12 protein-coding genes and 1 pseudogene are annotated in these 13,457 nt (G+C 60.3%); 8 read left to right on the top strand and 5 right to left on the bottom strand.

Going from position 1 to position 13,457, the window contains the following annotated elements; all coding sequences use genetic code 11:
* Position 1: 1 nt before the first annotated feature.
* From Q0562_RS11655 to Q0562_RS11640, 4 genes and pseudogenes are all read right to left on the bottom strand, one after another.
* Positions 2-979 carry a galactose mutarotase gene (locus Q0562_RS11655; protein ID WP_298644560.1) on the bottom strand — a complete coding sequence of 326 codons (978 nt, stop codon included), beginning with the start codon at positions 977-979 and terminating at the stop codon, positions 2-4.
* Positions 979-2,337, bottom strand: a complete 1,359-nt coding sequence (locus tag Q0562_RS11650) for an SLC45 family MFS transporter (protein ID WP_298644559.1) — start codon at positions 2,335-2,337, stop codon at positions 979-981. Before Q0562_RS11650 ends, Q0562_RS11655 begins: the two co-directional genes overlap by 1 nt.
* Positions 2,338-2,653: 316 nt before the next feature.
* Positions 2,654-2,969 (bottom strand): annotated as a pseudogene (locus Q0562_RS11645) (transposase); the annotation flags it as partial.
* A 113-nt stretch (positions 2,970-3,082) separates the two neighbouring features.
* Positions 3,083-5,188 carry a TonB-dependent siderophore receptor gene (locus Q0562_RS11640; RefSeq protein WP_298644558.1) on the bottom strand — a complete coding sequence of 702 codons (2,106 nt, stop codon included), beginning with the start codon at positions 5,186-5,188 and terminating at the stop codon, positions 3,083-3,085.
* Positions 5,189-5,284: 96 nt separating this feature from the next.
* On the opposite strand from Q0562_RS11640, the gene Q0562_RS11635 reads away from it, so the two are divergent.
* Positions 5,285-6,250 carry a helix-turn-helix transcriptional regulator gene (locus Q0562_RS11635; protein ID WP_298644557.1) on the top strand — a complete coding sequence of 322 codons (966 nt, stop codon included), beginning with the start codon at positions 5,285-5,287 and terminating at the stop codon, positions 6,248-6,250.
* Here the strand turns inward: Q0562_RS11635 and Q0562_RS11630 are convergent.
* A complete protein-coding gene (locus Q0562_RS11630; RefSeq protein ID WP_298644556.1) occupies positions 6,201-7,103 on the bottom strand; it encodes an acetamidase/formamidase family protein in 903 nt (300 codons plus the stop codon). The two genes, Q0562_RS11635 and Q0562_RS11630, sit on opposite strands and share 50 nt — an antisense overlap.
* Positions 7,104-7,167: 64 nt before the next feature.
* On the opposite strand from Q0562_RS11630, the gene Q0562_RS11625 reads away from it, so the two are divergent.
* The 7 genes from Q0562_RS11625 to Q0562_RS11595 form a co-directional block, all read left to right on the top strand.
* Positions 7,168-7,848: an NUDIX domain-containing protein gene (locus Q0562_RS11625; RefSeq protein WP_298644555.1), complete on the top strand. Its 681-nt coding sequence runs from the start codon at positions 7,168-7,170 to the stop codon at positions 7,846-7,848.
* Positions 7,848-8,996 carry a sugar transporter gene (locus Q0562_RS11620; protein ID WP_366144776.1) on the top strand — a complete coding sequence of 383 codons (1,149 nt, stop codon included), beginning with the start codon at positions 7,848-7,850 and terminating at the stop codon, positions 8,994-8,996. Before Q0562_RS11625 ends, Q0562_RS11620 begins: the two co-directional genes overlap by 1 nt.
* Before the next feature lie 65 nt (positions 8,997-9,061).
* Positions 9,062-9,298: a hypothetical protein gene (locus Q0562_RS11615; protein ID WP_298644553.1), complete on the top strand. Its 237-nt coding sequence runs from the start codon at positions 9,062-9,064 to the stop codon at positions 9,296-9,298.
* Positions 9,299-9,355: 57 nt separating this feature from the next.
* Positions 9,356-10,033, top strand: coding sequence for a hypothetical protein (locus Q0562_RS11610; RefSeq protein WP_298644552.1), 678 nt, complete (start codon positions 9,356-9,358; stop codon positions 10,031-10,033).
* A gap of 265 nt (positions 10,034-10,298) precedes the next feature.
* Positions 10,299-11,840 (top strand): type I restriction-modification system subunit M, encoded by a 1,542-nt coding sequence (locus Q0562_RS11605; RefSeq protein ID WP_298644551.1) that lies wholly within the window; start codon positions 10,299-10,301, stop codon positions 11,838-11,840.
* Between the two features lie 136 nt (positions 11,841-11,976).
* Positions 11,977-12,822 carry a DNA damage-inducible protein D gene (gene dinD, locus Q0562_RS11600; protein WP_298644550.1) on the top strand — a complete coding sequence of 282 codons (846 nt, stop codon included), beginning with the start codon at positions 11,977-11,979 and terminating at the stop codon, positions 12,820-12,822.
* A partial coding sequence (locus Q0562_RS11595; RefSeq protein ID WP_298644548.1) for a restriction endonuclease subunit S occupies positions 12,819-13,457 on the top strand: 639 nt, incomplete at its 3' end. The genes dinD and Q0562_RS11595, both read left to right, overlap by 4 nt.

Genomic DNA, 13,457 nt, shown 5'->3' with positions numbered 1-13,457 from the left:
ATCAGTGTCCTCTTTCGGGTTGGAAGATGATGGTGGATTGGTGGCGTGCACCGTCTTTGAGGCGGATGTCGCCGTATTCGGGACGGTGCAGGCTGTTGGGCAGGGTTTGCAGTTCGGTGGCGAGTGCGTCGTAAGTGCCCGCGTCATGCGCGGTGCCGTCCTGCGGCGCGGCGGTGAAGATAATCAGGCCGTTGCGGTCGCCATAGAGGCGGACGCGGTAGTCGGGGGTGCTCAGGATGGCTGCTGCCTGGTGGATGTCAGCGGGGACGCGGTAGATGTCGTCAAACCCCCCGCTTGCGCGCACGGCATCATCCAACGGACGCGCGTGGCGGAAGTCGTAAGCGGGGTTGTCGTCTGCATTGAGCGGCAGTTTTTCCGCATCAACGGCGATATGTTCGCCCTGCGGGATGTGTAGGGTGCAGCCGTGCAGGCCGCGCGGCAGGCGCCAGTAGATATGCAGGGTCGGGTCAAACACAGTGTCGCCGTGCGCTGTCGCTTCGTAGCGGAGGATGAGGCGGTCGTCCGCGTCCAGCTGGTAATCAATGCGGAGTTCAAGGTCGCCGGGGTAGCCGTCCTGCGCCGCGGTCACGGTCGTGCTGAGGCGCAGTAACTGTGCATCCAGCCGCTGCACGGTGAAGAGCCTCCCCGCCAGCCCGTGCGAACCGCCGTGCAGGGCGTTACGCCCTTCGTTCGCCTCCACGCGGCAGGATTTGCCGAAGAGGTCGAATGCAGCCCCGGCGATGCGGCCGGCGACGCGGCCAATCTGCTTGTTAATCTGAAACGGGTTCTGCACATAATCGGCGGCATTGTCGTAGCTGATGACTAGCGGCAGGCGGCCATTATCTGTGCGCAGCGAGTAATCCTGGACGATACCGCCGAGATTGAGCACGCACACCCGTGTGCCGCGCGCATTTTCCAAGTAATAGCCGACGACCGGCACCCCGTGCAGGGTGCCGAACGGTTTGGACAGCGCATCCATCAGGCGTGATCCGTCTTGGCGTGCGTTTCCTTAATCAGGAACACCGAAAACGCGCCGGCAAGCAGGATAATCCCGGCGGCAATAAACATATTGGCCTGTGTGCCGCCCAGTAACGGGTAAAGACCGAAACTCAATAAAGAAGCGACAATTTGCGGCAGACAAATCGAGCCGTTAAAGAGGCCGAGATAAGTGCCCATATGTCTGCCGGAAAGGGCATTGGTCACGATCGTCAGCGGGTAAGTGATAATCCCCGCCCAGGCAATGCCGACCAGGATAAAGGACAGAATCAGCACATATTTATTGCCGACATAGGCGATGGAGAGGAAACCCAGCGCACCCAGCGCCAGACAGGCGAAATAACCGTGCTTATGGAACTGGTTCGGCACCTTCGCCAGCACATACGAGCACGCGACTGCCGCGATGGACTGCACCGCCGCCAGCATCCCGTACCAGTTGCCCGCTTCCTGATAGCCGGCAGAAGCGGCGTCTGTGGTCTGCCAGACATTGGCGGCAATCGCGCCTGCGGAATACGTCCACAAATACTGGAAGGCAAACCAGCAGAAAAACTGCGTCAATGACACCGTCCAGAAGGCCTTGGGCGCGGTTTTCAGTAGCGTCAGCCAGCTCACCCTGTCCTGATTGTCCTGTACCGAAATACCGTGATAACGGGCATAAGTGGCAGGGTCGTACTCCTTCACCTTGAAAATCGTGAAGGCGCTGGTGATGACGAGCAGCGCCGCGCCGACATAAAACGCGACCACCACCGTCTGCGGCACCACGCCCTGTGGCGCGGTATTGGCAAGACCGATATAGGCAAACACGAACGGCAACACGGCGGCAATCACCGAACCGGCATTGGCGAGAAAACTCTGAATACCGTAGGCATAACTCTTCTGCTCGTCGTTAACCATATCGCCGACCATCATCTTGAACGGCTGCATTGCCATGTTGGACGACACATCCAGCAGGGCAATCATCAGCGCGCCAAATACCAGCGCGGCAAGCGGGCCAAAGCCGAAGCTGCCGGAGTTCGGCATCAAAATCATCACCAGCACGGCAATCAATGTGCCATACAGCAGATACGGCAGGCGGCGACCGCCGAGACGCGGTGCCCAAGTGCGGTCCGAATAATGGCCGACGATAGGCTGTACCAAAAGACCCGCCAGCGGCGGCAGGATAAAGAACCAGCCGAGACTGTGCGGGTCAGCGCCGAGTGTTTGGAAAATGCGGCTCATCTGCGAGCTTTGCAGGGTGAAGGCCGTCTGCACGCCGAGAAAGCCAAAGCTGATCATCCAGATAGTACTTTGGGGCAGCGTGGGCAGGCCTTGCTGCGCCGTTTGCGGGGTAGAATCCGACATGAGAAAACTCCTCTAAATTGGCATGGAATGCAAAGATGATTGCTGCATCCGGTGATGAATGATTCTGTAGAAAAACGCCTTGATGATTTATGGAATCAAGATTCCGGCAGATACAATAACTTTCACCTCTTCTATTCAATGAGTTTTAATGAATATTAACGGGAATAGTAAAAAAAGTCTAGGGTCTGTTGACATTATTGCGAGGCGATAATGCTCGCAGCCAGATACCAGCAGTGCTCCACATCCCTTGTCTTTTAAGCAAAGACCCAACTCCGCAAATATCATGGCGTTGCCCGGGTAGCAGGCAAAATCCCGCCGGATTCCCCAAAGCATCCGTCAATGCCGGTATTTTGCTGGTCATGCCGCCTTTGGACTTGCCTATGGCCTGATTTCGGGTCCCCTTTTATGCCCCGGTCGTGGCGGTGGACTTTGACAATGGTGCCATCAACCATGGCATATTCCATATCCGCCTCAGCGCTGATTTCCTCAAAGCCTCTAGTAAAGCGCCCTGCTTTGCTCCGGCGGCGGTAACGCCGGGACATACTGTCCCATTTGCCAAATTCCCTGGGCAAATCCCGCCACGGGCTGCCGGTGCGCGCTATCCACAGCACGGCTTCTATTTTTATGCGATCGCCCGTTCGGCGGGATTGCTTGCGCACCGTCGGAGGCTGATAAAAAACCGCTGCCGGAGCAGCGGTTTTTCGTTATCGGGCGGGCGGCCCGTTGTCTCATGTGTTATTGCCCGTCAGAAGTCGTAACGTACGGTGGCCATGACGCTGCGTTCGGCACCGGGGATGTTGAAGGTGTTCTGGCTGCCGACGCGGGTGTAGTAGTGGCGGTTGAAGAGGTTGTCCACGTTCAGTTGGGCTTGCAGTTTCGGGGTGATGCGCCAAGCCGCCATCGCGTCCACAGTCGCGTAGCCGCCGCCCTTGATGCCCTGCGAGGAGCGGATGCCGCTCATGGTGTTGACACCGCCGCCGAGGGTGATTTGGTCGGTGATGTCGTAGGTCGTCCACAGGTTGGCGCTGTGGCGCGGCATGAGCAGGAAGATGCCGTCGTCGCGGGTAGTGGCGGCGGTTTTGATGTCGCTGTCGAGGTAGCTGTATCCGGCGTGGATGTGCCAGCGGTCGGTGAGTGCGCCACTGGCTTCGAGTTCAACACCCTGCATGACGCGTTTGCCGAGGGCGGCGTAGTGGGTAGTGTCGCCGACGATGGTCGCGGCGGCGTTTTTGTCTTGCAGGCGGTAGAGGGAGACACGGGTATTCAGGCGGTCATCCAGGTAGCTGCCTTTGTAGCCGACTTCGATTTGGTCGCCTTTGCGTGCTTTGAGGAGTTTGTTGTCGGTACCGAGCGCGCTTTGCGGACGGTAGAGTTGGGAGTAGGAGGCGTAGAGGCTGTTGTTTTTGCTGAAATCCCACACGGCGCCCGCGTAGCCGGTAAAGCGGGTTTCGTCGCGTTTTTGGCTGTCGCTGCCGTCACCGTTCTTGATTTGGTAGTGGCCGAGGCGGCCGCCGCCGATGAGGGAGACGCTGTCGATGGGGCGGATGGTGATTTTGCCGTAGAGTCCGGCTTCGTCCAGGGTTTCTTCGCTGTGGCTGAGGGTGTAGCCGCGTGTGCCGCTACGCGCATTGCCGAGAATGTCGGTGTAGTTGAGGGTGGAGAAGCTGCGGTAGTCGATGTTGCCGCCGAGGGCGCGGGCGCGGCCCTGGTCGGTGGTGGTTTTGAAGTGGTTGTAGTCGGCGCCGACGACGTATTCGTTTTGCATATTGCCCCAGCGGAAGGGCTGGCTGTAGCTGGCATCGGCGGTGATGGCACTTTGGTCAATGCTGCCGCCGAGGCCGGTCGGCGTGGTGGTGTTGTCGGCTTTCAGGGCGCTGCCGGGGAAGGCGTAGTTGAAGTCGGCGCTGCGGTCGCTGTAACGCACGCCGATTTTGCCGAAGGCGTTGTTCGCGAAGTAGTGGCTGAGGTCGGCAAAGACGTCGTGGCTTTGCATGCTGAATTTGTTCCATTTGGCGCCGGCGAAGGTTTTTTCCGGCAGTTTCAGCAGGCTGCCGTCGGCGTAGGCCGGCAGGCCGTTGTCCGGGCTGAGGTGGCGGGTCTGGTAGAGGTAGCCGACGCCTGCGGTGGTGTCGGCGGTGATGTCCCAGTCGAGCGCGGCGTAGGCGGTTTCGTGGTGGTTGTTGGTTTTGGCGGGTTTGGCGGATTTGCCGGCGGTTTCGGCGAGGACGCGGCCGCGCAGGCTGCCGTCGCGGTTCAGGCTGCCACCGATGTCGCCGCCGGCTTTGTATTGTTTGTCGCTGCCGAAGCCGGCGTTCACACTGGCTTTGAAGTCGGCGGTGGGGCGTTTGCGCACGAGGTTGACGATGCCGCCCATTTCGCCGCTGCTGTCGAAGAGGCCGCTGGGGCCGCGCATGATTTCGACGCGGTCGAAGGCGGCAAGGTTCGGCAGGGTGCCGTTGATGCTTTGCATGGGCGCGGGCAGGCCGTCCACGTTGTATTCGTCGTATTCGTAGCCGCGCGCGTAGATGGAAGAGCGGCCGTCATCGTTGGAGAGCACGCGCAGGCCGGGGGTTTTGCGCGCAAGCTGGTCGAGGGTTTCGACGCTGCGGTCTTTCACCTGCTGGTTGGTGATGATACTGATGGATTGCGGGATGTCGCGCAAGGTGGCGGGGATTTTCGTGCCGACGGTCGAGGTCGGCGTGCTGTAATCGCGCACGGTTTCGGTGGCGGCGGCGCTGTAGTCGCGCTGGGTCTTGATGAAGATGGTGTCGAGCGTGTCGGTATCGGCGGCATGGCTGACGGGGGCGAGCGCCGCTGCGACGGCGGCGGCAAGCAGGGTACGGATGGGCATGGTGGGGGTTCCTCGTTGAGAATTGTTTGTATTCTATCGGCCTTCCGGGTGGTAATATGCAGGCAATGACGCGGTAAAACCGACAACCTGCATTGAATGAACGACACTTCCCACCTCAACAGCGAACAGTTCATGCGCCTCGTCGCCCACGGCGGCAGCGCCGATTATTTCAGCGGCAATTATGATTTCCGCACCCTGCACAGCGGCCTTGCCATTCACGGCGGCCACTTCACCGCTGTGCGCGACTGGCAGTGCAGCCGCCTCAATCCGCCCTATATCAGCTTCATCATCCTGCTCGAAGGCGGGCTTGATTTCGCCATTGACTGCGAACACTGCCGCCTGAATGCCGCCGGCGGCAAGACCATCCTGATTGCCAGCGGCCGGGAAACCGTCTTCCGCCGCTATCTGCACCGGGGCGAGACCACCGCCAAAATCACCCTGAAAGGTATCGAGGGCTGGCTGGCGCACAGCGATTACAACCGCCTGCTGCCCGCGCTGTATGCCGAAACCGTGCGCGTCTGGCCGCTCAATGCCGCCATCGCCGCCCGGGCGCGCGAATGCCTGCGCGCGGAGGCGGACGATTTCAGCGCCACCCTGCTGCGCGAGGCTGCCGTGCTGCAACTGCTGGCGGCGTTGTGGCAGGATTTGACCGCGCACTACCCGCTGCATGATGCGGCGGCCATCCCACCTGCGCCTGACGACACCTTCCGCGCCCGTCTCGACCGCGCCTTTGCCGGCGGCGCACACCAGGTCGGCGAACTGGCGGCGGCGCTGCACATCAGCGAACGCACCCTGCAACGCCGCCTGCGCGACAGTTGCAGCATCACCGCCAGCGAATGGCTGCGCCACAAACACATGCAATACGCGCTGCACGCGCTGACCACGGGCACGGCGAGCATCGGCGAAATCGCCTGGCGCTGCGGTTACCGCCACAGCTCCAGCTTCATCCAGGCTTTCCGCCAATACTACGGCTGCACCCCGGCGCGGGTGCGCGACGATGCGGGGCGTAACCTTACGGCAGCGCCATCCCCAGTTGCTCACACACCGCGCGCGGCAGGGTAAAGCGGCAGGTGCGGTTCGGATCAACCATCTGGCAGATGTGCACATCGCCGGCGATGCTTTGCAGGGCGATGGCGCGGTTCGTGTCCAGCCCGCCGTGGGTGCAGAGCAAGTCGGTGGTCATCAGCGTCGCCATTGCCGCCGCTTCATCCAGCGTCGGCGCGGAGGCGATGGTGTGGCAGGCGTCCGCCGTAACCGCCAGCGGCAGCGGGTAGGGGCGACCCTTGATGACGCGCACTTCCACCTCGACCACGCCCCGGATTTCCAGTCCGGAGATGCCGACTTCGCCATCGCCCATCGCCGCGTGCAAATCGCCCATCGCCAGCAGCGCCCCGGCGACGTTGACCGGCAGGAGCAGGGTCGTGCCCGCGCCGATGATTTTCGTGTCCATGTTGCCGCCGTGTGTGTCCGGCGTGCCGCAACTGACCGCTTCCCCGGCGGGCGCGGTGCCGATGACGCCGATCATCGGCTGGCGCGGCAGGTGCACCCGGTCGAACAGCACGATATGCTCCTCCGCCACCGGCACGAAATCAATGCGTCCCGCCATGAGGCGGGCGCCGGCCACGCCCGCGCCGGGCAGGGTCGCCAGCACTGCCTGCGTATTCAGGTCAATGCGGTGAATGTGTACGCGCAGGGTGTCGCCCGGCGCGGCACCTTCAACGTACAGCGGCCCGGTCGCCGGATTGATGCGGTTCCAGTCCAGTTGCTCGAAAGTGTCGCCGGGCTGCCGGATCTGGTCGGTGAAGCAGTCGCAGGTCTCGAAGCGGACGCGGCTGCCGTCCGCCACGCGCAGCGCGGGCGGGTTTTCCGCCGACATGGCGTAGATGAGGTGGGAAGCGGGAATGGTTGGGGTCATGACGTACTCCTGACGGGAAGGGGAGTTGTAGAATACCACTCCTGTTTTCCGCCGTTATCCCGCCATGAACCCGACCGCTTTCCCGCAACCGTACACCACCGTCGATGTGGTGATTTTCACCGTCGCCGACAGTGCCCTGCGCGTCCTCCTCAGCCGCCGCCCGCCCGATCCGAACGAACCCTACCCCGCCACGCCCTGCCTGCCCGGCGGCTACATTGACATCGCCCGCGATGCCACCCTCTACGACTGCGCCCTGCGCAAACTGCGCGAAAAAACGGGCTTCGCCGCGCCCTATCTGGAACAGCTCGGCAGTTGGGGCAGCGCCACCCGCGACCCGCGCGGCTGGACGGCGACACACGTTTATTTTGCTTTGGTGCCACCGCCGCCCGATGCCGCCGCCTGGCCGCAGGCTGATGCCGCCTGCGCACAGCCCTTGGCTTTTGACCACAACGATATTCTGCGCACCGCCCTGGCGCGTCTGCGCAGCAAAGTGGAATACACTTCGCTGCCCGCCTTTCTGCTGGCAGAACCCTTCACCCTGCCGCAGTTGCAGCGCGTTTATGAAATCATCCTCGGCAGGGAACTTGACAAAAGCGCCTTCCGCAAACGCACCCTGGACGCGGGGCTGTTGCGCGAAGACGGTATGACCAGCGGCGGCTTCGGCCGTAACGCGATGGGCTACCGCCTGACGCAGCGTGACCGCGCCATCCACTTCCCACGTCCCTTCCGCTCAGGAGAACAATAATGCCGCCCGAACACAATCTCCCCTCATCCTTGCATCACACCGCACGCCGCCTTGCCTGGTCACGCGTGCTGACCCTCGCCATCGCCGCCTTCGTTTTCAATACCACCGAATTCACCCCCATCGCGCTGCTCTCTGATATCGGCGCCGGTTTCGGCATGAGCGCGGCGCAGACCGGAGTGATGCTGACCGTCTATGCCTGGGTCGTTTCGCTCGCCTCCCTGCCCTGCATGCTGCTGCTGACAAAGTTGGAGCGGCGCGGCCTGCTGCTCGCCCTCTTTACCCTCTTCATCGCCAGTCATGTGCTCAGTGCGCTGGCATGGAATTTCGGCGTGCTGCTCGTCTCGCGTATCGGCGTGGCGCTGGCGCATGCCATATTTTGGGCGATTACCACCGCACTGGCGGTACGCCTCGCGCCACCGGGCAAACAGCAACAGGCCATCGGCTGGCTGTCGATGGGCACGGCGCTGGCGACTGTGCTCGGCCTGCCGCTCGGCCGCCTTATCGGGCAGTGGCTCGGCTGGCGGGCGACATTTGCGCTGATTGCCATCGCCGCTGCCGCCGTGATGCTCGCCGTCTTTCTGCTGCTGCCGCGCCGCCCGCTGCTGCTCGGTCTCTACGCCTTCACTGCCCTCATCATCGCCGCTCACTTCACCGCTTACAGCTACATCGAACCGTTCGCCAGCCAATTCAGCCACCTCGGCGAAGGCGCGACAACAGCGCTGCTCCTCGTCTTCGGTCTCTCCGGCATGGTGGCGAGCGTGCTCTTCGCCCGCCTGCACACACGCATGCCGACCCGTTTCCTCACCTGCGCCATCGCGCTGCTCTGCGCCGCCCTGTTGCTCTTGCGCCCGCTCGGCGCCTCACCGCCGGCACTGTTCGCGCTGGTCTTCTGCTGGGGCATCGGCATTGCCGCCCTCGGCCTCGCACTGATAGTGCGCGTACTGCGCCTCGCGCCGGATGCGACCGACGTCGCCACTGCCATTTATTCCGGTATCTACAACATCGGCATCGGCGGCGGCGCGCTCATCGGGCGGCTGGTGATGCAGCACGGCGATTTGGCATTTATCGGCCTCGCCGGAGCGGCGTTGGCGCTCGCGGGCAGCGTGCTCTTTGCCTGCGTGCAGTGGCGCTTTCGCACGCCGCGCTGAATCCGGCATCACCCGCAGATGCGCCGCGTGCTATCCTTGCGCCCGCTTTTTCCGAAGGAGTTTTCATGAGCATCATCATCGTCTTGCTGTTCCTTGCAGCGTGCATCCTCATCCCGCGTTTCTATGCCAACTACCCGTGGGCGTGGGCGATCGCCCTCACCGCCTGGCTGACCGTCATCCACGCGCCGTGGCCGTTGTACATCGCGCTGTGGCTCGTCTGCTGGGCGGCGCGCGAAAAAATCTGGCGCGACACCTACCTGATTGCGCCGATCGAAAACCTGATGAAGCGCGTACTGCACTGACCCGCCGCATCACCGAAGCCGGACACCATCCGGCTTCTTTTTTAGGAGAACAACCCCATGCCACTGTCCGCCATCCTCGCACAACTCGCCGCCATTGCTGCGCAGCATGACCCCGCCTATCCGGCAGCGCTGCAACCCGGGCTGTCGCGCGCCGCCCTGACTGCCCGGTTACGCGCTGCCGGTTTCGCATGGCAGCCGCCGGAAGAATGGTTCACGCTGTACCAATGGCGCAATGGCAGTACGGCGACCGAAGAGGGCGCGCCGAACACACCGCTCTTTAACTACCACGCCTTCATGACGCTGGAAGAAGCGCTGGCGGAACGGGCATTATGGAATGATGTCAATGCTGCCATGTGCAGCGTCAATCGCGACATGACGCCGCCCGATGCTTCCCCCGCCACCGCCCCGGCGCAGGAAGAAGAGGCGGACTTCGTCCCCTACCCGCCGCACCTGCTGCCCGTCTTCTGCTTCGAGGGCGAATGCTATGCGGTGGAATGCCATGTGCAGGCGCAGGCCCACGGCCGCGTGCATTTCCTCTACCAGGGCGACTGGGTGTGCTATGACAGCTTGCAAACCATGCTGGCCGCCAAACTCGAATGCCACCGGACGGCAGGCATCTACGTGCGCGACGCGGACGGCTGCGAAAACTGCGCCGACCCCGCCGCGTGTGCCGCCATCCTGCTGCGGCACAACCCCTGCCGGGCGGCAGAACTGGGCGACGCCGCGCATCCCTGACACCCGCCGCCCGTTTTCATCTTGACCGCACTTCCCCGCCCCTTCCATTGCCTTGCAGACATCGGCGTCAAGCGGCGCGAGGTGCCTTCACCCCGGAAGCATCATCGACGTTGGGTGATCGCGCGGCGACACCGTCTGTAACCTGTCCCGGCACCACCGCGAAAGCAGCGGGCAGAGATGCACATCAGGCCGCGCCGGATTCCGCTACCGCCGCCTGATGCCCTCCTATAATGCCCATCCCCGAACCCACAGCACAGGAACCCCCATGACAGCGAGCCAACAACGCGCCCAACTACACCGCCACATCTGGAAAATCGCCGACGACGTGCGCGGCGCCGTGGACGGCTGGGACTTCAAACAATACGTCCTTGGCACCCTCTTCTACCGCTTCATCAGCGAGCATTTCACCGACTACATCCAGGGTGGCGATGCCAGTGTCGGCTATGCCGCCATGACCGACGACATCATCACCCCGGAAATCAAGGATAACGCCGTCAAAACCAAAGGCTACTTCATCTACCCCAGCCAGCTCTTTTGCAACGTCGCCGCTCATGCCCACAAGAACGACCAGCTCAATACCGAGCTGAAAGCCATCTTCAGCGCCATTGAAAAATCCGCTTCCGGCTACCCGTCCGAAGCGGCAATCAAAGGTCTCTTTGACGACTTCGACACCACCAGCAACCGCCTTGGCAGCACCGTCGCCGACAAAAACAAACGCCTTGCCGCCGTTCTCAAAGGCGTGGCGGAGCTCGATTTTGGCAGTTTTGAAGACCATCACATTGACCTCTTCGGCGATGCCTACGAATACCTGATTTCCAACTACGCCGCCAACGCGGGCAAATCCGGCGGCGAATTTTTCACCCCGCAGAACGTCTCGCAACTGATTGCCCGCCTTGCCCTCTTCGGGCAGGAAAGCGTGAACAAAATCTACGACCCCGCCTGCGGCTCTGGCTCTCTGCTGTTGCAGGCAAAAAAACAGTTCGACGAACACAAAATCGAAGAAGGCTTCTTCGGGCAGGAAATCAACCACACCGCCTACAACCTCGCCCGCATGAACATGTTCCTGCACAACATCAACTACGACAAATTCCACCTCGCCCTCGGCGACACCCTGCTCAACCCGCAACTCAAGGACGACAAACCCTTTGACGCCATCGTCTCCAACCCGCCCTATTCCCTCAACTGGATCGGCAGCGACGACCCCACCCTGATTAACGATGACCGCTTCGCTCCTGCCGGCATCCTCGCGCCAAAATCCAAAGCCGACTTCGCTTTTATCCTGCACGCCCTCAGCTACCTCTCCGCCAAGGGCCGCGCCGCCATTGTCTCCTTCCCCGGCATCTTCTATCGCGGCGGGGCGGAGCAGAAAATCCGCCGCTACCTGGTGGATAACAACTACGTCGAAACCGTCATCGCCCTCGCGCCCAACCTCTTCTTCGGCACCACCATCGCCGTCAACATCCTGGTGCTTTCCAGACACAAAACCGACACCACCATCCAATTCATCGACGCCGGCCGCTACTTCAAAAAAGAAACCAACAACAACATCCTCACCGCCGAACACATCGAACAAATCCTGCAACACTTCGCTGCAAAAGCCGACGTGCCGCACATCGCCTGCAACATCGCACAAGAAACCATCCGCGCCAACGACTACAACCTGGCGGTGAGCAGCTACGTTGAAGCCGAAGACACCCGCGAAATCATCGACATCACGCAACTCAACGCCGACATCCGCGCCACCGTCGCCAAAATCGACCAACTGCGCCGCGAGATAGATGAAGTCATCGCGGAGATAGAGGCATGACACCAAAAACAAAAATAACCTGCCGTAGGGTGGGTTTCAGCCCACCACAGTAATGCTACGCGGGCTTCACCCTGCGAAAAACGGTAACTTGCAAGCCATTCTTGCAAGTTCAACCCAAACACAACGGAAACGAAAAATGGCCACAAGCCCCTTTGAAAACGCCCGCCAAACCGATGCGGCGGGCAACGAATACTGGTCAGCAAGGGATTTGCAACACCTGCTTGACTATTCCACCTGGCAAAAATTCATGGCAGTCATTACGAAAGCGCAAACTGCCTGCGCACAGTCCGGCTATGCGGTCGCAGACCATTTTAACCGCACGGTTAAAATGGTCGTCATTGGCTCAGGCGCACAGCGGCAACAGACAGACTTCCACCTTTCCCGCTATGCCTGCTACCTGATCGTACAAAACGGCGACCCGAACAAAAACGTCATCGCCGCCGGGCAGACCTACTTTGCCGTGCAGACCCGCCGCCAGGAATTGCAAGACACGGAAACCTTCCGCCAACTCAGCGAAGACAAACAGCGCCTGCTGCTGCGCGGACAAATCCGCACCCACAACAGCGATCTGGCCGCTGCCGCCAAAGAAGCAGGCGTGGAAAAACCCGTGGAATACGCCACCTTTCAGAACCACGGCTATAAAGGACTTTACGGCGGTCTGGACAACCAGGGCATCCACAAACGCAAAGGGCTGAAAAAGAGCCAGAAAATACTGGATCACATGAACGCCAGCGAGCTGGCCGCCAAACTCTTCCGCGCTACCCAAACCGAAGAAAAACTGCGCCGTGACCACATCAAGGGCAAGACACAGGCCAATCAGGCACATTTCGAAGTCGGGCGAAAAGTGCGGCAAACCATCGCCGAACTCGGCGGCACCATGCCAGAAGAACAGCCGACACCGGAAAAAAGCATCCAGCAACTGGAAAAAGCGCAAAAACAACTGACCACAGGAAAAAAACAAAAAGGAGGCAAAACATCATGAATCCTCAAGACGAAGCTAAAAACCTGATGGCATTAGTGCAAAATATGACGGTGGAGTGGAAGCTGTTGGGGGAAGTTGCTGAATTAAAAAGAGGATCTATTATTACTGCTAAAGTTGCAGTTGATGGCGGGATTCCCGTAATTAGTGGAGGACAACAACCAGCTTATTATCATAATGAAGCAAATCGTATAGGTGAAACCATTACTATTGCGGGAAGTGGTGCGTATGCAGGATTTGTTATGTATTGGAATGAACCAATTTTTGTAAGCGACGCCTTCTCGATAAAACCAAGCCTCAATATATTAAACACTCGCTACACTTATCATTTCCTTTTGCAAAATCAGGAAAAAATTCATAATCTGAAGAAGGGATCAGGAGTTCCACATGTTTATCCAAAAGATTTAGCTATATTGGCTATCCCCATCCCACCCCTGGAAATCCAGCAAAAAATCGTAAAAATACTTGACAAATTCACCGAGCTGGAAGCTACGCTGGAAGCAGAATTGCACCTTAGAAAGCAACAATACAACTATTACCGCGATTACCTCTTGACATTTGACGAAAGCGGCAAACAATACTTGACAGACAGACAGACAGACAGACAGACAGACAGACAGACAGACAGACAGACAGAC

The sequence above is a fragment of the uncultured Cardiobacterium sp. genome, from assembly GCF_938028825.1.
Taxonomy (GTDB): domain Bacteria; phylum Pseudomonadota; class Gammaproteobacteria; order Cardiobacteriales; family Cardiobacteriaceae; genus Cardiobacterium.
Note: the sequence above shows the minus strand (reverse complement) of the source record. Positions and strands in the feature narration are given on the sequence as shown.

Excerpts from the sequence above, each read along its gene's own strand:
- Q0562_RS11635 (WP_298644557.1), top strand. The coding sequence starts at position 5,285 with ATGAACGACACTTCCCACCTCAACAGCGAACAGTTCATGCGCCTCGTC.
- Q0562_RS11630 (WP_298644556.1), bottom strand. The coding sequence starts at position 7,103 with ATGACCCCAACCATTCCCGCTTCCCACCTCATCTACGCCATGTCGGCG.
- Q0562_RS11625 (WP_298644555.1), top strand. The coding sequence starts at position 7,168 with ATGAACCCGACCGCTTTCCCGCAACCGTACACCACCGTCGATGTGGTG.
- Q0562_RS11640 (WP_298644558.1), bottom strand. The coding sequence starts at position 5,188 with ATGCCCATCCGTACCCTGCTTGCCGCCGCCGTCGCAGCGGCGCTCGCC.
- Q0562_RS11605 (WP_298644551.1), top strand. The coding sequence starts at position 10,299 with ATGACAGCGAGCCAACAACGCGCCCAACTACACCGCCACATCTGGAAA.
- Q0562_RS11620 (WP_366144776.1), top strand. The coding sequence starts at position 7,848 with ATGCCGCCCGAACACAATCTCCCCTCATCCTTGCATCACACCGCACGC.
- Q0562_RS11615 (WP_298644553.1), top strand. The coding sequence starts at position 9,062 with ATGAGCATCATCATCGTCTTGCTGTTCCTTGCAGCGTGCATCCTCATC.
- Q0562_RS11610 (WP_298644552.1), top strand. The coding sequence starts at position 9,356 with ATGCCACTGTCCGCCATCCTCGCACAACTCGCCGCCATTGCTGCGCAG.
- Q0562_RS11655 (WP_298644560.1), bottom strand. The coding sequence starts at position 979 with ATGGATGCGCTGTCCAAACCGTTCGGCACCCTGCACGGGGTGCCGGTC.
- dinD (WP_298644550.1), top strand. The coding sequence starts at position 11,977 with ATGGCCACAAGCCCCTTTGAAAACGCCCGCCAAACCGATGCGGCGGGC.
- Q0562_RS11650 (WP_298644559.1), bottom strand. The coding sequence starts at position 2,337 with ATGTCGGATTCTACCCCGCAAACGGCGCAGCAAGGCCTGCCCACGCTG.